The organism is Aeoliella straminimaris (assembly GCF_024054565.1).
Lineage (GTDB): Bacteria > Planctomycetota > Planctomycetia > Pirellulales > Lacipirellulaceae > Aeoliella > Aeoliella straminimaris.
This window is the reverse complement of the sequence record NZ_JAMXLR010000087.1, coordinates 1-19,453: the sequence shown is the minus strand read 5'-3', so window position 1 is coordinate 19,453 and position 19,453 is coordinate 1. Positions and strand designations below refer to the sequence as shown.

Here is a 19,453-nt window from a genome sequence, read left to right as displayed (position 1 = left end):
CAGAGCAAGAGAATAAGCGTTATGGAACAAGTACGAATGGTACTGGCGTGGATGGGAAAGCATCACTTCTGGCTCCTGTCGGGGGTTGCTGTGCTGCTGGCCTTTGTGGTGTGGTATCTCGCAGCCAGCGACCTGGCAGAGCGGAAGAAAGCCAACCTGCAAACCATCAAGCAGGCGTTTGACAAGCAGCAACAGTTGGCGGCCAAGCAACCCAAGCCCAGCGACGAAGTGCTCAACCAGCAAAGCGATCAGATCAAAGCCATTGCGGCGGAGACCGAGAGGATCTGGCAGGAACTGTACGATCGTCAGCGGCAGGACGTGCTGAAGTGGCCGCAACAGTTGCCCAAGGGGTTCCTGAACGAAATCGAGAGCAAGCAGTTCGGCGACGACATCAGCATCACTCGCCGGGACCAGTACGGCGACTACATCCGCGGGCGCTTCGCCGACCTGCCGAAGCTGATCAACGCCAACGAGGTCGATGAGGACGCGACCGGGGGCGGATTCGGCGGTCGCGGCGGCGGCCGTGCAGGAGGCGAGTTCGGTGGCTATGGCGCATTTGGTGACAACGCTGCTGGTGGTATGGAAGACGAACAGGGCAACCTGATCGAACCCGACTACACCGTGTACTGGTCGGATGAAGATCAACTGCGAATCAAGTCGGATCTCGACTGGCCCACCCGGCAGTCGCACTGGCGGATCTGGGTCACCCAGGAAGACCTTTGGGTGTACGAGACCATGCTGCGGGCGATTGCCGCCACGAACGAGGCCAAGGGCGCCACTCGGCAGAGCAATGCCGCGATTACCGTGATCAACTACCTGCAAGTCGGCCGTGATGCCGCCCAGGAAAGCCGTACTTCGGGGCGCATCAAGCGTCTGCAGGGAGCCAACTCGCTGACCGGTGGTGATGAAATGATGGGCGACCCCATGGATCGTGGGGCCGGCGGTCCGGGCGAGTTCGACGAGTCAGCGCAATTCGGAGGAGGAGGTCGTGAGGGCGAGTTTGGCGGCGGCGGCGAAGGCGATCAACTCGATCCCGCGCAGGAAAAGGCCCGCTGGTTGTCGCGACGCTACATCGACGACCAGGGACTGCCCATCTCCGTTTCGCCGGACGAAATGCCACTCGACCCAACCACGTTCGGCCAGGAGATCAAGCGGCTGCCGGTGCGCATGGTCCTGCAGATGGACGCCCGCTGGTTGCCCAAGCTGATATCGGAGTTAGCCAACGCCGATTTGCAGATCAAGGTCACGGAGGTCCGCGTAGGAGTCGACCCCGAATCCTCCGGCGGTGGCGGCGGCGGCGAGTTCGGCGGTGGCGGCGGAAGAGGTCGCAGCTTCGGCGGCGGCGGAGGACGCGGTGAGTTTGGCGGCGGCTTTGGCGGCGGATTCGGCAACACGGAAGTGCAGGTGTTCGACCGCAAGCCGTTCATGAAGCCCGTCGTCATCCAGGGCGTGGTGCTGATCTTCAACCGTCCCAACCAGGACATCCTGAACAAAGGCGACGGATCGGACATTGCCCCCGAGACCATTACTGCAAACATCAGGTAGGTCCGCTGGGTCGCAATCGGCGACTTGGCTGACCTCGCTGAATACCAAATAAAAGCGGACTTTCCCGAAACGAAAACTTTCATAAACCTATGGGTGCGCTAGGCGAGCACCCCCTCCAGGAGAGCGACGATGAAAGGCAAAGGCAACGGACTGGCGGCCATCAAGGACCTGGCCCTCAAGCACGGCGAAAAGGTAGTCATGCTGCTGGTGGTGCTGATGGGTGGCTGGTTGGTGTACGCCACATTGAGCCACGAACCGCTCCCAGACAAACACCGGCCTGACAACCTGGAGACGCAGGCGCAGCAGGTGAGGAACTCGCAAGAGACCTATAAGTGGGACGAGGCCGTCGAACAGGCACCTGAAGAGATCCGCATTTTCGAGCCGGTGAAATCCGCCTCGATCGAGGTCGAAGCCGATCCCTACGCCCTCAGCAGTATCGACCCCCAAGTGGTCCCTGCAACCGAACTGCGCAAGGATCCCAAGCTGCTGCCCGTGGCCGACTACGAAGTGCATGCCGTGACGGGTGTGTTTGGTTTCATCGACGAAGCAGAGATGCGGCGCAGGGCCCTGGAAGAGCAACGTAATGCCGCGGAGTTGGAACGGGAACGCGAGCTGGAACGCGAACGCGCCGCCAGAGAAGCGGAGCGTGGAGGCCCTGGTCGCGGACGTGACGGCGGCTTCGAAGGCGGTTTCGGTCCTGGCGGTATGGAGGGCATGGACGAGAACCGTCGCCCCGTGGCAATGCAGTTGCCCAGAGCCGGCGTGGAACTGGACGGCACCGAGTTGATTCGCCAACTGTCGTGCGCTGTGGTCATGGCCAAGGTGCCGCTGCCCGAGCAGCTCAAGGAGTACAAGAACGCCCTGGCCGACGCCAAGGGGTACCGATCCGATCGCGATTTCCCCCAGTACCTGGGCTACATCGTCCAGCGAACAGTCGTCACCGACGACGATGCCGAGCTCGACTGGAAGCTGCTCCGCTTCCCGAATGGCCACGTTGGAGTCGAAGGCGACAAACAACGCTATCTGTCGGCAATCACCAACGCCCCCGGCCTCGAGTTCATCGACAAGATGACCTACAACTGGGCCCGGGGACTGGAAGATGTGTACGATCCTCGTTACTACCACCCCTCGCTCACGGTTCCACCTGCGCCGCTGGTCGGCCGCAACTGGGGTGAGATGGCCTACATGTCCGAGGTGCCCTTGGCCTCGGAAGTAGAAGCGGACATGGAAGAATCCTTTGAAGACACCCCGGCAGCCACCGGCGAAGGCGAAGGCAACGACCCACTGGACTTTACCGACGCCTTGGGCGGTCGTGGTGGCGGTCGCGGCGGTGCCATGGGCGGCGAATTTGGTCGCGGCGGCGGCCGACGTCCCGGCATGGGCGGCATGGGCGGTCGGCGTCCGGGCATGGGTGGCCGAGGTGAATTCGATGGTGGTGGTGGCCGCGGCGGCGGAATGGGTGGCGGCTACCGCGGTGGCGGCGAAGCCCAATTCGACGAAAACGGCGAGATGATCGTCGAAGTGCCGTTCCTGATGCTCCGCTTCTTCGATATGACGGTCCAACCCGGCAAGCAATACAAGTATCGCGTGCAACTCATCTTGCGAGATCCTAACCACAAAATGCCGACGACCATGCTGGAAACCGAGGTGTCCAATCGCGATCGCAGTCGCCCCGATATCCGCGGCGACTGGAGCGAGCCGAGCCCCACCGTGGTGATTCCCCGAGCCGGCATCATCCGCGTGGCCGAGTCGCAATCGCCTCGCGGCGGTTCCTACAGCGAACCGGCCGCCACGATGCTGGTCGAGTCGTTCGGTCTGGATGAAAAGAACAACGCCATGCAGATCTACAAGGAACTCGAAGGCGTTGTTCGAGGGTCCGTCATGAACTACCAGGGCGAAGTGGAAATGCTGGTGGATCAGGGCCGGTTCATCGAGACCGTCGAGGACTTTACGCTGGATACCGGCGTGATGGTTCTCGACCTGGAAGGTGGCAAAATCAACGAAGGCTTCTCGCGGGACATGCCCGAACCGACGCACGCCTTGATGATGGACTCGTCGGGTCGCATGTACCTGCGCGACGAGCTGGACGACGAAATGGAAGTCGCCATCCATCGAGCGGTCTTCGAAGAGACCGAAGCCGGCGGCCGCGGTGGCTTTGGCCCTGCCGGTGGTCGCGGTGGTGGTCGTGGCGAATTCGGCGGCGAGTTCGGCTTCTAGAGCGATTTCAGAATTGGTGTGCTGGTTTGGCGCCGTGGTGTTGGTCCGATGCGCGAAGGCCGAAGCAGGCGAATTGCTATCCGTCGATGCAGGCCGACAAAGCAGCGGGCCGACACAACAAGCCAAACCGGAACACCAAAGATGAAAGCGCTCTAGCTCCGGCTGCTCACCGGACAAGGGTCTTGTCGCAACGAAGCTCGACACCGGGCGAGCCGGCCTTAGATCATTGTGCGCCCTGCGCTTTAGAGGTGCTCGCGCAGCCAGCTGCCCGTGTGGCTTTCCTGGCACTCGGCGATGTCGGCCGGCGGGCCGGCGAATACCAGCCGACCGCCATCCGCGCCCCCTTCGGGCCCCAGGTCCACCAGCCAGTCGGCCGATCGCATGACCGATGTCTGGTGTTCGATCACTACGACCGTGTTGCCAGCGTCGACCAACTGGTGCAGCACCGAGAGCAACTGCTCGACATTGTGCGGATGCAGTCCAGTGGTCGGTTCGTCCAGAATGTAAAGTGTGTGCCCACTGGCGGGCCGGCCGAGTTCCGTAGCGAGCTTGATCCGCTGCGCTTCGCCACCAGAGAGCGTGGTCGATGGCTGCCCCAGCGGCAAATAGCCCAGCCCCACGTCCACCAGCGCCTGGAGCAATCGTCTCACGTTGGCGAAGTTCTCGAAGAACTCCACCGCATCGGCGATCGACAGATCGAGCACGTCGGCTATCGACTTGCCGCGATAGGTCACGCGGAGCGTCTCGCGATTGAACCGCGCGCCGTGGCAGGTGGGGCACTCGATGAACAGGTCGGGCAGGAAGTTCATCTCGATCTTCTTGAGACCTTGGCCCTGGCACTCCTCGCAGCGACCACCACTGACGTTGAAGCTGAAGCGGCCGATCTTCCACCCTCGCTGCCGGGCGAGCTTCGTGCCAGCGAAGATCTTACGAATGTCATCGAAGATGCCCGTGTAAGTAGCCGCGTTGCTGCGTGGCGTGCGGCCGATGGGCGATTGATCGACCAGCACCGCGCGGTCCAGCGCCGCGGTGCCTCGCAGCGAGCGAAATGGGCCAGGTTTGGCGATCGCGTTATGCAACTGGCGGGCAAGCTGCCGGGCCAGTGTTTCGATGACCAGCGAACTCTTGCCACTGCCGCTCACACCGGTGACGCAGGTCATCAATCCGAGCGGAATGTCGAGTGTCACGTCCTGCAGGTTGTGCAGCGTGGCGCCTTCCAGCACCAATCGCTTGGTCTTGCGTGGTTTGCGGGGCTCGCGGTATCCGTTGCCAGCATGGTTCGACAAATACCGCCCGGTGAGCGACTGCTCGCTGGCGGCCACTTCGTCGGGGGTGCCAGTGGCCACGACGTGCCCACCATTCCGCCCCGCCCCGGGGCCGCAGTCGATCAGGTAGTCGGCCGCCCGCATGAACGCTTCTTCGTGCTCGACCACAATCACCGAATTGCCCTGCTGCTGCAGTTCGCGCAAGGTTTCGATCAGCCGGCCGTTGTCTCTGGGATGCAGCCCAATAGAGGGTTCGTCGAGCAGGTACATCACGCCGACTAGTCCCGAGCCAATGGCGGTGGCCAGGCGGACCCGCTGCAATTCGCCGCCGCTAAGGGTGTCGGCCCGCCGGTCGAGGGCCAGGTAGCCGACGCCCGCCTTGGCCAGGTAGGCCAGCCGATGTTGAATCTCGCGCACCAGCGGCTGCGCGATGGGGGCCCGCTCGGCGTCGAACTCGACGGTGGAAAAGAATTCTCGTGCCGCCGAGATCGTCAGGGCTGTCACCTGGTCGATCGTCTTCCCCCCCACGCGACTGGTCCGCGACGCGCGGCCGAGTCGCGACCCACGGCAATCGGCGCACGTGACCTCGCCGCGGAACGTGGCGAGTTGCTCGCGGAGCTTTTCGCGTTTGGCACCGGCGTATTCGATTTCCAGCTCGAGCAACAGGCCGCGGAACTTCTTGCCGTCGCCGGTCAACAGCTCCTGCAGTCGCTTCTCGGTCCAACTTTCCAGCGGCGTCTCGGTATCGAAGCCGGCCAGCAGCTTGCGATGCTTCTCGGCACGGGTCTTCGCTTCGCCTCGCCAGGGAGCAATCGCTCCACCGGCAATCGACTTCGATAGATCGGGCAGCACCAGCTCGGGGTCGAAACCTTCGCTGATGCCCAGGCCGCTGCACTCGGGACACGCGCCGTATGGGCTGTTGAAGCTGAAAGTCCGCGGCTCGACCTCCGCCACGCTGGCGCCGCAACGGGGGCAGGCGAACTGCGTGCTGAACACCCGCTCGTGCCACTCGTCCGACTTCTGGCCATCTTCGCGAATCTGATAGACGATCTCCATCACGCCTTCGCCATGCTTCAGCGCCAGGCGAACCGACTCGGTCAGCCGTTTTTCGATGCCTTCGCGAATCACGATGCGATCGACCACCGCCGAAATGTCGTGCGTCTTCCGCGCACCGAGCTCGGGCACTTCGTCGATGGGGTACGTCGTGCCATCGATTCGCACCCGGGCGAAGCCCGCCTTGCGGGCCGAGTCCAATACGTCGCTGTGTTTCCCCTTCCGGCCGCGAACCAGTGGCGAGACGATCATCACTCGCGACTCGTTGGGCATTGCGGCGATGGCTTGTTCGATCTCGTCGGGGCTCTGCTGTTCGATCACCGTATCGCAGTCGGGGCAAGCCAGCGAACCGGCGCGGCTAAACAGCACGCGAAGGTGATCGTACACCTCGGTCACGGTGCCTACCGTGCTGCGGGCGTTGTGGCTGCCAGTGTTCTGATCCACCGCCACGGCCGGCTGCAGACCCTCGATCGACTCCACGTCGGGGCGTTCCATCTGATCGAAGAACTGCCGGGTGTAGACACTCAGCGAGTCGATGTACTGCCGCTGCCCTTCGGCCAGCAGGGTGTCGAACGCCAGCGAGCTCTTGCCGCTACCGCTCACGCCGGTGATCACCACCAACTGATTCCGGGGGATGTCGACGTCGACGTTCGCCAGGTTGTGCGTCCGTGCCCCGCGAATGCGAATATGGCCGTTCGGACTGTCGGCAATGGGAGGCATGGAGAATAGGATTTCCCTAGTTGACGATGCGCACGCTGGGCGAATCCCGCAGTATACCCAATGCTCACGGGGGTCGTAAAGCAGCTAGCAGCTTGCATGTCGCCCCCCCGTTCCCGGGCCTCGCCCAGTTGAGGGCCTGGGAAAGGCGAAGCGGTACTCATTCCCCCCAGGCTTCCCCCTCGACGACCGCGTAGCCTTCCCGAGCGAACACCGCCAGTCCGCGGTCAGAGGCTGCCAGATAACGGGCGAAATGGCGGGCGGCGGCTGGATCTTTGGAGAACTTTAGCACCCCCACGGCGATCAGCCCTTCGCCGGCGGAGAGTTCATCCAGGCGGACAATCTCCAGGTTGTCGTACTGCCGCGCGACGGAGTCCCACACAATGGCCGCATCCACGCTGCCCAGCGAGGCATCCATCGCGGTGTCGTTGACCGTTGGCTTGTAGACTCCGTGATTGCGGATCTGCCCGTCGAGCGTCTTCCATTTGCCGGCCGCCTCGAGCACCTCGCGGGTCACGCGACCGATGGCCGCCTGGTCGGGATTGGCCAACGCCACCCGATGTTCGAGCAAATCGTCGAAGCTCCGGATGCCCAGCGGGTTGCCTTTGGGCACGGCTACCACCGGGGTCATTCGCGCCAGCGGCACCACCTGCTCGACGAGCCCTTTTTCGGTAGCGAATGCCACGTACGAAGCGTCGGCCGCCAGGTACAAATCGCCCTGGCGAGCTATCTCCAACTGGCTGAGCAGCGTGTTCGAACCGCCATACTGTGTCTGCACGCTGACGCCACACTCCGTGCGGTACATCTCGACGATCTGCTCCATCGGCTTTCGCGTTGACGCAGCGCTGTACAGCGTGAGCTGCGAACTCGCCTGCCGCTCGCCAAACAGTGGCGATCCAGGCAGCAGCAAACAAAGCACCACCAAAGCGGCGCCGCCGGAGAGTAACAGTTTGGTGGTCAGAGACAATCGGTTCATGCGATGCTGTGAATGGTTTCCTGCACGTCTCCTCTCTCGGGTGGGCGTCCGAGAGCGGGGACAGACTAGTCGGCGAGGTGCTCGTCGATCTGGCCCAGCGCCTCGCCGATGGAGCCGGGCACCAGCGCATCGGCCAACTCGTCGAGCGGCGTGGGGTCGCGATTCACAATCACCAGGCGGCTGCCCGAGCGTTGGGCGATCACCGGCAAGTCGGCCGCCGGAGTGACGACCAGCGACGAGCCGATGGCCAGGAACAAATCGGCCTGCTGGCTCCACTCAACGGCCCTTTCGAGCACTTCAGTCGGCAGCGACTGGCCAAACGACACCGTGGCGTGCTTCAGCCGCCCGCGCTGGCACTTCTGGCACTTGGGCACCTGATCCGTCTCGAGGAATTCGGCCACCAGCGAGTCGGCATCGTACCGCTCGTGGCAATCCTGGCATTCGATTTCACGCGCCGTGCCATGCAGCTCGAGCACGTGTTGGTTGCCGGCCAGCTGATGCAGTCCATCGATGTTCTGTGTAATGACACCCCGCACCCTGCCCTGCCCCTCCCACTTGGCGATGGCCTTGTGTCCGGCGTTGGGCTGGGCGTCGGCAAACTCGCGATGCCCCTGCGCCTTCTGAAACCAGTACTCATGCCGCGCATCGGGGCTGGCCATGAACTCGTCGTAATACACGGTGCGGAACTTGGTCCAAATTCCACCGGGCGAACGGAAATCGGGAATGCCACTCTCGGTGCTGATGCCGGCCCCGGTAAACACCACGGCCCGCTCGGCGTCGCGAAGCCACTGGGCAATCTGTTGATAGTCGATGCGGTTCATGGTTGGTCGATCCCGATTCTACAATGCGCTGCAGCTGTAGCTTACAATAACCGCGACGGCACGACGACTCCGGCAACATTCCAGGGCCGCTGGCCTGCGTAAGCAACGATGGGACCTTCTGATGAAACGCCCTAAATTCACTGCCCAGGAGCAGTACTTAATCAACTACATGAGGTACGCAGATGCAGCCGGACGATCGCGTGGATACAGTCTCGGGTATGTTGTTGTAGCATGCGTAGTGGCAGGTTACGGCGCGCTAAACGACAGTATCCCGATGGTAGTGATCGGGTTTCTGGTAGTCGTTGGATTTCGCGTCTATGAAGAGTGGTATCAAACACGCTGGTCACCAGTTTGGCGGTCCATATTCAACAAGTATGAGGCCGCACTGGCAGACGACACCGAGAATGAGATGGTACCTTTTGAATAACACGGGGTACCGTCTCGCACAGCAAGAACCGCGCGCCAGGGAAACGGGGAAGAGGGGACTCCAACCACCGCGATACTTTGTTCTTTTGGCCCTTTGCGTCTCCGCGTCTCTGCGAGAGAACTCTACATCGCCGTAACTGCGCCAGCTTATTCGCGGCCTACGGGGGTGTAAAGAAATCGAGGTTGAAACCAGCTCTGCAAATGGTCCAATAGTAGTGCGGCGTGTTGTAAATGGAGAGTGTTTGTGGCCGTTTGCTCCCCAAACGAGCACCAGAAGCGTTTCGCTCATTGGCGGAGCAAGTGGCCACAATCAAGGGTTTTGTCGCACCTGCGGCAAAACGCGCGCAACAACTCCCCGAGCCTTTACCTGAGTGAAATTTGTAACCGGCGAGCATGAAAGCACTTACGCAGATCGAAGGATTCAACGTGCGGGGAGTTTTGCCGCAGGGAATCGATTTGCCGCAGCGCTGCGACATTACTGCGACAAAACTTCGACAATTCAACCGGCCAGCCGCATGGCCACGTCGAGCAGCGTTACCAGGTCGATGGCGTTGTGATAGAGCACCTGTTCCATCTCGGTGGTTTTGCCGGTCTGCACGTAGTGGTCGTACGCGCCCGGGATCAGATGGCCGGCGATGTCGCCGGTGCGGCTGCGGCGGCAGATCATCCGTTCGATGGTCTGCAACTTGCAGTCGGGCAGCGTGGTCCGCCACTTTCGTCGGGCGTGGTGCAGCACATCGTAGTGCACCAGGTCCGGCAGTGGCGACTGCCGATCGAGCAGGTACCGCCGCCACCGATCGGAAACCATGGGCCAGTCGAAGCTCTTGCCGTTGAACGTAACCAGCGTGTCGGTGGCCGAAAGTCGCTCGCCGAGCGAACAGAGCACCGCGGCCTCTTCGGCGTAGTTGCGGGCGAACAGCAGTTCGACGACAAACTGATCGTCGCACGAGCGAACCAACCCAACGAGGAACAACGCCGAACCGCTGAGTCCACAGGTTTCGAGGTCGAGACCCAGAAAACGCGAAGGGAACGATTGCACAAAGCTTTGCCGCACGTCGGCCGATTCGAAGTCGACGGCTTGCGCGAGCTGTTCGTGCCTGGCGTGCAGAAGTCCATCGCCCTCGGGCCAGAGTTCGGCGATCGGCACACGGACCGCCAGGTGCGTCCCGCGCTCGTTGCTGACAACCTCGCCACGTTCGAACAGCGCTTGCTGCTTCTTGGTGTGCGGCGGATCAACGCGTCGGAGCTTGGGCACCTGCGGCGGCGCGGTCGGTCGGGTACGCACTGCCGGCGCAGGGATGCGTTCGCGATTCAAGGCCTCGAGTCGCTGGCGGAGGGATTCGTCGAGCATGGTTTGAATTCTAGCGAATTGGCCCCCTTGAGGGGAACAGCTATCAGCCGCCGCAGCGGTTCTGATAGAGTGATAGCATCCTGTGCACCCGCCGAGAAGATATCGATGGACTCCGAAAATCCCTACGCATCCCCCGCTCTGCCAGCATCGGCAAGCCGCGAAGTGCCGCGTCTCGAGCCGCCCCAGTCGGTGAGTTTTCAGCTTACCGAAGAGGAATTGCTGGCGACAGCCAATCATATCAACAACTCCAATATCGTCTTGCAGCGATTTGTACGCCGGCGGCAACGCGGACTTCTGATGGTCGCGTTCGTAGTAGCAGCCATCGCCTTGGGCTTGGCTGTCATCGATTCGATTTACAGTCCATTCGTGTGGATAAATTTAGCATTGGCGGTTGGCCTGGGAATCGGTGCGTTCCGCTTGCGCAGGAATGTGCAGCGAGCGAACAACAGGATCGGAAGAGAAATGCTGGAGAATGAAGCAGGGGGAATACTGGATCGGAAGAACCGGGCGACGCTGTTCGACGAAGGTTTCGAGTTAGCCGATCAGGATGGACATTCGTTTCGCAAATGGTCGTCGGTCGCCAAGGTCGAACGAATCGAACAACTGCTGCTCATCTACGTGGTTGCTTCGGCGGCGCATTGCATCCCCAGTCGGGCGTTCTTCGACGACCCCGCGTTCGAAGGCTACTGCAATCTTGCCGAGCGACTGTGGCGCGAGGCTCACCCAGAAGCCTTGGACGACATGGAAACAACTAACGCCGGCTGAACGCCTCGGCTTCCTCCGCGCGGCGCTGGCGAGCATCGATCCAGTCTTGCACGCGGCCTACGGTGGGCAATGCCATGACGATCGCCGCGATGAGCACCACCGCCACGGCCAGCGAGAACATTTGCCCTTCGACAAGGAACGCAACCAGGTTAAAGAATGCGGCCCCCTCATAGAGCGCGAGGCCAACGATCAGCAGGGTTTGATATCCGGCTCCGGTGGCTGGCTGCGAGACGGCCAGCAACCGCGGAACTATGGTGCCGGCGATCAGCCCCACCAGTCCCATTGCCGCGGCAATCCAGGAGATCATGGGTGGTCCGTTCGGTGGCTGAGGGTCGACGATTACCAGTGCAATGATGGCGAACATCACGCACCCGGTAGCCATGGCAAACACTATGATCTGCATCGTTCGCACTTGCACGATCAAGGAGTCGTCGGGTTCGTTGGACATCGATCTAACCTTCAAAGCTACGTAGCGGCTGAAGTGGTTTGCGAAGCGTCGGTTACGGAAGCGGGACGACCCAACAGCAACTCGAGTAGTCGCTGCGTCGCCCGCTTGTTGGGAATGGGATGGCCCCGCGTGAGGTCGGGGTCGCTATGGATGGCGGGCCGCAGGTTGGGCAGTCCCACACAACTGGGGCAACCATCTTCGCAAGGGCAATCGGCCACCATCTCGAGGCAAATGGCGAGCAGTTGCTCGATGTGTTCGAAGCCCTTTTGGCAATAACCAAGACCGCCGGGATAGCGGTCGTAGAGAATCATAGTCGAGCGGCCCAGGTTTTTGGCGTCGACCACTCCGCCGATGTCGCGGCTATCGCACATCGCCACAAACGGCAACGCCACTACGGCCAGGTTCCGCATACCGCAGATGCCCTCGCTGGTACGAAGTCCCTCGGCCTTCAGGGCGGTGCGAATTTCGTCCCGCGGTGCGACCCACGCCCCGGTGGTGGCCAGGTTCTGCGCCGGAATGTCGACGGGTCCCAGGCCAATGTTCTCGCGGGTGTCGAACTTGATCTTCTTGAACGCCACGGTCTGCCAGGAAACATCGAGCTCGCCATAGCCAACTTCCGCGGTTGGCAGCGCGCTGCTCTCGTCGCGGGGCTTGGTCACGAGCACATTGCTTTCGAGCACGGCCTGCGTGTAGTAGTCGGTCTCGCGCCGCTCGACGTAAGCCACCTTGCCGTTGAGGTCGAGCTCGCGAACCAGGTAGGTCTCGCCAGCATGCAGGTAAACCGCCTCGGGATAGACGAGCTCCGGCGCGCTGATCGAATCGACGTTGGCGATCACCTCGTGCGAATCGTCCACCAGCGGCGGCGAACCCGAAGTGTACAGGTCGCGGGAGATGCGGGTGTGCTTCAACAGCACGATGCTGAAGGTATTGTCGCTCATGTGCCGGAGGCTCACGCCCACCGCGGGATTCTGACCACCAGGGCAGAAGTACTGCTGATCGACCTTGGCCAGTTGCCGCTCGTCGGCCAGCACACCGGCGATCGGCTCAGCCAGCGGGCCAAACTGTTCGAGATCGGCCGCGGTAAGCGGAAGCTCGAACGCCGCGGCCTTCAGGTGCTTGGCCAGCACGTACGGGTTGTTAGGATCGACCACCGCGTGCTCGGGAGACTGGGCAAAGAAGTACTCGGGATGTCGCAGCAGGTACTGATCGACCGGCTCGTTGCCCGCCAGCAGCACGGCCAGGCTGTCGTCCGTGCGACGGCCGCTGCGGCCTGCCTGCTGCCAGCAACTGGCGATCGTGCCGGGATAGCCCACCAGGATGGCAACGTCGAGCGAGCCGATATCGATGCCCAGTTCCAGGGCGTTGGTGGTTGCAACGCCACGCAGGCGGCCGGCGAACAGGTCTTGCTCCATTTCGCGCCGCTCGTTCGGTAGATAGCCGCCTCGGTACGCCCGCACATTGTCGGCAAGCGGCGAGTGTCGCTCGGTGAGCCGCTGGCGACTGTAGCGATGCACCAACTCGGCCGCCTGACGAGTCCGCGTGAACGCCAGGGCCTGCCCACCCGCTTCCATGGCTTCGGTTAGCCAAGTGACCGCGTCGTCATTGGCGCTGCGTCGCGCCAGGGCATCGGAACCCAGCGGCATGGGATTCCACAGGGCAAAGTACTTCCGGCCCCGCGGCGAGCCATCGTTGTCGATCACTTCAACGTCGCGCCCCAGCAGGCTGCTGACCAACTCGCCGGGATTGGCAATCGTGGCGCTCGCCGCCAGATAGACGGGATTCGAACCATAGTGCCGACACACACGATCGAGCCGCCGCAGTACGGCTGCCACATGGGCACCAAGGATACCACGATAGGTATGCACTTCGTCGACCACGATGTAGCGCAAGTCGGCAAACAGCGTGGACCACTTGGGATGATATGGCAAGATGCCCGCATGCAGCATGTCGGGGTTCGTGAGCACTAAGTTGGCTTCGTTGCGGATGCGCCGCCGCTGGGCGGTGGGCGTATCGCCATCGTACACGCCGGGACGGACTCGTTTGGCCATCTCGGCATCGTCCGCGACCAAGCCGAGCAGCCCTTTGAGCTGATCCTGGGCCAGCGCCTTGGTGGGGAACAGATACAGGGCCCGCGACTCAGAATCGGAGACGACGCTTTCCAGGATCGGCAGGTTATAGCATAGCGTTTTGCCACTGGCCGTACCGGTCACCACCACCGCATCACGACCCTCGCGGGCGGCCGAGAGTGCTGCGACCTGGTGTGAGTAAAGTGATTCGATGCCGTGCGATGCTAGCAGCCGAGCGATGTCCGTGGGTAGCGCCGCCGCGGGCGAGGCGTACTGGGCGGGACGCTCCGGCAGTTCCTCCAGATGTTCAAGCTGCCCGGCGTACTCGGGCAGCGAAGTGATGCGAGACAGCAACTGGGCAACATCCATGGCGACATCTCCGTGGTCACTTCCGTTGATTTACTGCACAGACGTTTACGTTACCACGAGCTGCCTCGTGCTGGCAAGATCGGCCAGCAGTCGTGGAACCGTATTGCGGCCGCCACGCCGGAAAGCTACAAGCGACGAGCGCCGTCGATTGTACGCCCTATATCTCTGCACGGATTAGTATCCATGAGCTCGCTTCAACTCTCCCCCGAGGTGCACCAACTGGTGAACGACATCCTGGTGTGGATTGGTTTCGGCACCGTGGTAGGGTTACTGGCCCGAGGTTTGATGCCGGGGCGCGATCCCGCCGGGGCGATCACCACCCTGGTGCTGGGCGTGGCCGGTTCGGTGCTAGGGTGCGGCTGCGTGGGATTCTTCTACGATGCCGAGCGGCTTACCCCCACCAGTCCGATGGGAATGATCGTGGCCGTGGCGGGTGCGTTCGCTTTGCTAGGATTCTATCGATTGTACGGCGACCTGCTGCCCTGGAAGCTGCCCGATCCCCACGCGCAATCCTCTGCCACTCAGCGAGCTTACGAGCCTTATCGCCGCCGATACGGCTCGGCGGATTACGAAGACTGAATTGTCGGCCTGGTTCTTAGATGCCTCGCCAGGGGGGAATATCCTGTGCGGTGGCTGCACAACTGGCGCAATCGGTATCGAATCGGGGATTCTGCGAGAATCGCACGGGTGACGAAGTTTGCCGCACTAGCGGCGACTGTCTAAAATGAAGACTGACAGTCCTTCCGAATCAGACCCGTACAAGCAGGTCAGCGACTCATGTCTGCAAAGCTCTCGTTACTCGCCCTGTTGGCCACAATGCTGCTGCCCGTCCACTGCTTCGCGCAGATGTTCGATTACGGTGGCCAGAGCGAAGCCACGCGCCAGCTCAATCGCTTTCAAGCACAGGGCAGTGTTGATGCTTATACCAAGAGAGTGATTCAACGCGATCGCACGGTGAATAGTGGCTTTGGCGCACCGCGAGTATCGGATCCGGGTGTCAACGTCGGCAGTTCACCTGCCCAGCCTCCCCGTGCCCAGTCGGCAAGCTTCGGCGTCGGCACGGCCGGCGCTTCCGGAGCCAAGCCGTTCGCCGGCTTCTCTCCGTCGCCAACGGTCAGCCCGTACCTCAACCTGTTTCGAGAGACTCTCAACGGCGAAGACGATTTGAACTACCAAACCATCGTCCGACCGCAATTGCAGCAAGAGCGATTCAACAGCCAGGTTCGGCGGCAAGAAATGCAGGTGAACCAGGAGCTCACCGCACTGTCTGCTCGCAACGCCTACAATGTGACGGGCAACCAGCAGGTTGCGCCCACTGGTCACTCGGCCACGTTCCAAAACTACTCGCGGTTCTATCCTGCCAAATCCCAACGTCGCCGCAGGTGAGCCTGTAGCATTCTCGACAGCGGGCAGGCGAGCCCTTTCGCCATTTATTGACGGGGCTGAGGTGGTGCCTGGCCGACTTGCAGTAGCTCTACTTCGAACACGAGCGCTTCATTCGGGCCGATGGGGCCTTTGCCCTCTTCGCCGTAGGCCAGTTCCGAAGGGATAAACAACTGCCACTTGTCGCCGACCTTCATCATCTTTACCGCTTCGACCCATCCGTCGATCACGCCACCCTGCATTGGAAACTGGATAGGCTGGCCCCGACGGTAAGAACTGTCGAACTCCTGGCCGTTGATGAAAGTACCACGGTAATGGCACACCACCATGCTATTGGCGGTGGGCGAGGCTCCGTTGCCCTGCTTCAGCACCTTGTACTGTAGACCGCTGGGCGTTACCTGCACGCCCGGTTGCTTGGCGTTCTTCGCCAGGAATTCTTCCCCCTGCTTCTTGTTGTTCGCCGCCACGCTTTGCTGGATCTTCATGGCGAACATCTGCATGGCCTGATTCATCTCTTCGTCGCTCCACTGCGACTCACGGCCTTCCTGCACTTCGGTCATGCCGGTTTGCAGAGCGCGAAAGTCGAGCTTTACCCCGCCCATTTTGCAGTCTTCGGCAATCGATCGGCCGAGGGCGTAGCTCACCATCTGGTTGAACTTTTCGGGGCTCATCTGTGGGGGCTGTTGGGCAGCAGGCTGACCGGCGGGCAGGGTGTCTTGCGCCACAGCGGACAGGGGTGCCGAGGCGAATAGCGCAGCAAACAACATCAAGCGGGTGAACATCGAGAACTCCATGGAGCGGGGGGCGGATAATCAAACAACAGGCCATGGCAGGCGAATGTTCGCGCCGCCATGGCCCATTGCGAGAGTTGTGTCGATCCTTGCAACGTCAGCAATGGCTGGTGAGCTTAGGCGCCACTGCCGTAGGTCGAGTTGAAGAATTCCTTGCTTCCCTCGGGGTCGGCCTTCATGCTCTTGCTGCCGGCCTTCCAGTTGGCAGGGCAGACTTCGCCGTGCTCTTCGTGGAACTGCAGGGCGTCGACCACGCGAATGGCTTCGTCCACGTTGCGGCCCAGCGGCAGATCGTTAATCAGCTCGTGGCGGACAACGCCATCCTTGTCGATCAGGAACAGGCCACGCAGCGCCACGCCACCGGCGAGCAGCACGCCGAACGAGTCGGCAATCTTCTTGTCCAGGTCGGCGATCAGCGGATACTTGATGGCACCGATGCCACCCGCCTCGCGCGGGGTATTCCGCCAGGCGAAGTGCGAATATTGGCTGTCGATGCTGCAGCCCAACAACTGCACATTCCGCTTCTCGAACTCCTCCACCGCTTCACTGAAGGCAATGATCTCGGTCGGGCAGACGAACGTGAAGTCCAGCGGGTAGAAGAACAGCACGACGTACTTGCCGCGGTAGTCCGACAGTTTGACTTCCTTGAAACTGCCATCGGCCATCACGGCCTGGGCGGCGAAATCGGGGGCTTCGGTCTGAACAAGGTGGGCCATGGTTTTGCTCGCTTATCAGGAAGGTTGGGTGAGAATGTCTCGGTAGGACCCGTCATTCTAGGCCTTTGGATTTTGGGCCTCAAGACAGCGGTCTCCTCGACGAACACCCTTCAGCCACATCAGCTACCACGCGGGTGTCCGACGATATTGGCCCCCAGTGGCGAAAAACCGCATAATTGGACTGTGGCTTTCCCCTCCATTCCACCACCGATTTCACACCGTGGACGAACCCTACACATTGGACAAGTTTCGCAGCCAGATGGCCATGTTGGCCGATGGTAGCCTGTGGAAGAAGGTACGAAAGTTTGTGCCTCGATCGGGGCTTTTGTGCAATGCGGTCGACGAGTTGCAGGCCGTCAACTTCAAGGCCACCATTGGCATCCTCGACGCCATGACAGCGGCTGAGCGGGCGGAAAGTGATTTGCTGGACAACTCGCGTAGAGAGCGGATTGCAGCAGGCTCCGGCTGCACATTGCAAGAAGTCGTCGATCTCGTGCGGTGGTACCAAGCGATGGCCAAGGTGGCAGGAGAATCGGCCGATCAGCAGTTCGTCGCTCCCAAGGAGCGGCGAGAGCGCCGCGAATCTTACGATTGGAGGCGGCCACCCTTCCCACCCGATGACGAAGGGGACGATCCGCCGCCGGACAATCCGTGGTCACCGATGCCCGCCTAGCAGCAGGTGTGTCTACCCGCCAGGAGTTTTCGTGACGGCACAGCTCCACGGCGATTGGAGCGGTTTTCAGCCGTGTTGCCGCCTCGCCCGATGGTCGCCAGTCCGCTAAAATACGGGTTTTGGCAAATCCGGCCCCAGAACCAACGCCCCTAACCCCCTCAATCGTATCCATGTTCGAATCGCTCCAGGACGGACTTTCCAGCGCCCTAAAATCGCTCAGCGGCCAGGGCAAGCTGACCGAGGCGAATATGCGCGAGGGGCTGAAGCTCGTCGAGCGGTCCCTGCTCGAAGCCGATGTCAGCTTCGAAGTAGCTCGCTACTTCATGAAGAACGTCACCGAGAAGGCGGTCGGCGAGACGGTGCTCAAGTCGCTCAAGCCGCAGCAGCAGGTGGTGGGCATCGTCTACCAGGAACTGTGCGACCTCATGGGCCCGGTCGATCACTCGTTGCACCTCAAGGGCAAGAACGACGTCACCGTGTTGATGCTCTGCGGCCTGCAGGGTGCCGGCAAGACTACCACCGTCGGCAAGCTCGGCAAGATGCTCAAGGCAGGCCAGCGGAATCCGTTGCTCGTGGCGGCCGACTTGCAGCGTCCCGCGGCTATCGACCAATTGCACGTGTTGGGCGAACAGCTTGGTCTGCCCGTCTATAGCGACCGCGAAGAGAAAGACCCGGTGAAGGTCTGCAACGCGGCCATAAAGGAAGCCAAAAAGCTGGGTGCGGATGTCGTGATCCTCGACACCGCTGGCCGGCTGCACATCGACGAAGAGTTGATGGGCCAGCTCGAGCGAATCGACAAGCAATGCAGTCCCGAGCAGATCTACCTGACCGTCGACGCCATGACCGGCCAGGACGCCGTGAACAGCGCCAAGGCGTTTAACGATGCCCTGGAAATCGATGGCGTGATCATGACCAAGCTGGACGGTGACGCCCGCGGTGGTGCGGCGCTATCGGTAAAGCATGTGACTGGCGTGCCAATCAAGTTCATGGGCACCGGCGAGAAGCTCGAGGCTCTGGAGCCGTTCCACCCCGACCGCATGGCCCAGCGCATCCTGGGTCAGGGCGACATCCTCACGCTATTCGAAACGGCGCAGAAGGAATTCGACCAGGAGCAGATGCTCGCCCAGGAGGAGAAGCTGAAGAAGGGCGAGTTCACGCTCGACGACTTCCGTAAGCAGATGTCGATGATCGCCAAGCCCGGCCTGATGCAGAAGATGATGGGCATGATGCCGGGCATGGGGCAGATGCGTGAGGCGATGAACGACTTCGATGAATCGGAGATGAAAGGCCTGTTCGGCATCATCGACTCGATGACCCCGGCCGAAAAGGCCAACACCAAGCTCATCGACCAAAGCCGCCGCCGCCGCATCGCCGCCGGTGCCGGCTGCGAGCCGCATCAGGTGAATGAGCTGATCAAGCAATACGACGCCATGGCCCAGGTAATGACCGCCATGGCCGGCAAGGGCATGCGGGATCGCATGAAAATGATGGGCGAACTGCAAGGTGGCCTCGCCCAAGGCGGAACGCTCGGCAAACAAAAGCAACACACGGGCAAACGCCTCTCAAACGCACAGAAGAAGAACATGCGCAAAGCGCGGCAAGAGGCGCTGAAGAAGAAGCGGAAGAAACGGTAGGGGGCACACCTGACCTCATATCGCACGGGCCAGCTCCTCGGAATTATCGCCAGCTGGGTGAGTTTCGTCTAAGATGGGCGGGAACCTCACCCTTCCGTATTTGCACTGGCCCCATGAGCACTCCGATGCGTCTCGCTTGTTATCTCTCCGTCACAACGGCGATCTTGCTTCTTTGTCATTCGATAGCTTTTGCGGCCGGCGAGCCAATTTCAGAGGCGGAGGCCAAGGAGTTTGCCA

15 protein-coding genes are annotated in these 19,453 nt (G+C 61.5%); 7 read left to right on the top strand and 8 right to left on the bottom strand.

From position 1 onward, the window contains the following. Positions 1-21 precede the first annotated feature (21 nt). Both NG895_RS24230 and NG895_RS24225 read left to right on the top strand, forming a co-directional pair. Positions 22-1,545 carry a hypothetical protein gene (locus NG895_RS24230; protein ID WP_252855132.1) on the top strand — a complete coding sequence of 508 codons (1,524 nt, stop codon included), beginning with the start codon at positions 22-24 and terminating at the stop codon, positions 1,543-1,545. A 129-nt stretch (positions 1,546-1,674) separates the two neighbouring features. Further along, positions 1,675-3,762, top strand: coding sequence for a hypothetical protein (locus tag NG895_RS24225; RefSeq protein WP_252855131.1), 2,088 nt, complete (start codon positions 1,675-1,677; stop codon positions 3,760-3,762). 242 nt (positions 3,763-4,004) lie between these two features. Here the strand turns inward: NG895_RS24225 and uvrA are convergent, their stop codons facing one another. The 4 genes from uvrA to NG895_RS24205 form a co-directional block, all read right to left on the bottom strand. Then, positions 4,005-6,800 (bottom strand): excinuclease ABC subunit UvrA, encoded by a 2,796-nt coding sequence (gene uvrA, locus NG895_RS24220; protein ID WP_252855130.1) that lies wholly within the window; start codon positions 6,798-6,800, stop codon positions 4,005-4,007. A gap of 157 nt (positions 6,801-6,957) precedes the next feature. Further along, on the bottom strand, positions 6,958-7,773 hold the full coding sequence (gene modA, locus NG895_RS24215) for a molybdate ABC transporter substrate-binding protein (RefSeq protein WP_252855129.1): 816 nt from the start codon (positions 7,771-7,773) through the stop codon (positions 6,958-6,960). A 65-nt stretch (positions 7,774-7,838) separates the two neighbouring features. Beyond that, complete coding sequence (locus tag NG895_RS24210; protein ID WP_252855128.1) at positions 7,839-8,594, bottom strand: SIR2 family NAD-dependent protein deacylase; 756 nt, start codon at positions 8,592-8,594, stop codon at positions 7,839-7,841. Positions 8,595-9,519: 925 nt separating this feature from the next. Further along, the gene (locus NG895_RS24205) at positions 9,520-10,371 is read right to left on the bottom strand and encodes a ribonuclease H-like domain-containing protein (RefSeq protein ID WP_252855127.1); all 852 of its coding nucleotides are present in this window, start codon (positions 10,369-10,371) and stop codon (positions 9,520-9,522) included. 105 nt (positions 10,372-10,476) lie between these two features. On the opposite strand from NG895_RS24205, the gene NG895_RS24200 reads away from it, so the two are divergent. Then, positions 10,477-11,136 (top strand): YcxB family protein, encoded by a 660-nt coding sequence (locus NG895_RS24200; RefSeq protein WP_252855126.1) that lies wholly within the window; start codon positions 10,477-10,479, stop codon positions 11,134-11,136. On the opposite strand, the gene NG895_RS24195 is transcribed toward NG895_RS24200, so the two are convergent. Further along, positions 11,123-11,584, bottom strand: a complete 462-nt coding sequence (locus tag NG895_RS24195) for a hypothetical protein (RefSeq protein WP_252855125.1) — start codon at positions 11,582-11,584, stop codon at positions 11,123-11,125. The genes NG895_RS24200 and NG895_RS24195 overlap by 14 nt on opposite strands. 17 nt (positions 11,585-11,601) lie before the next feature. Further along, complete coding sequence (locus NG895_RS24190; RefSeq protein ID WP_252855124.1) at positions 11,602-14,019, bottom strand: DEAD/DEAH box helicase; 2,418 nt, start codon at positions 14,017-14,019, stop codon at positions 11,602-11,604. A 183-nt stretch (positions 14,020-14,202) separates the two neighbouring features. On the opposite strand from NG895_RS24190, the gene NG895_RS24185 reads away from it, so the two are divergent. Both NG895_RS24185 and NG895_RS24180 read left to right on the top strand, forming a co-directional pair. Next, entirely contained in the window at positions 14,203-14,598 is a 396-nt protein-coding gene (locus tag NG895_RS24185) for a GlsB/YeaQ/YmgE family stress response membrane protein (RefSeq protein WP_252855123.1), read from the top strand. Between the two features lie 198 nt (positions 14,599-14,796). Next, a complete protein-coding gene (locus NG895_RS24180) occupies positions 14,797-15,405 on the top strand; it encodes a hypothetical protein (RefSeq protein WP_252855122.1) in 609 nt (202 codons plus the stop codon). 44 nt (positions 15,406-15,449) lie between these two features. Here the strand turns inward: NG895_RS24180 and bamJ are convergent, their stop codons facing one another. Both bamJ and NG895_RS24170 read right to left on the bottom strand, forming a co-directional pair. Further along, a complete protein-coding gene (gene bamJ, locus NG895_RS24175) occupies positions 15,450-16,184 on the bottom strand; it encodes a BamJ family beta-barrel-assembly machinery protein (RefSeq protein ID WP_252855121.1) in 735 nt (244 codons plus the stop codon). Positions 16,185-16,309: 125 nt separating this feature from the next. Then, positions 16,310-16,909: a peroxiredoxin gene (locus NG895_RS24170; RefSeq protein WP_252855120.1), complete on the bottom strand. Its 600-nt coding sequence runs from the start codon at positions 16,907-16,909 to the stop codon at positions 16,310-16,312. Between the two features lie 220 nt (positions 16,910-17,129). Between NG895_RS24170 and NG895_RS24165 the strand changes: the two genes are divergently transcribed. Then, positions 17,130-17,582, top strand: coding sequence for a hypothetical protein (locus tag NG895_RS24165; RefSeq protein WP_252855119.1), 453 nt, complete (start codon positions 17,130-17,132; stop codon positions 17,580-17,582). 170 nt (positions 17,583-17,752) lie between these two features. Then, positions 17,753-19,216 (top strand): signal recognition particle protein, encoded by a 1,464-nt coding sequence (gene ffh / locus NG895_RS24160; RefSeq protein WP_252855118.1) that lies wholly within the window; start codon positions 17,753-17,755, stop codon positions 19,214-19,216. Positions 19,217-19,453: the final 237 nt, after the last annotated feature.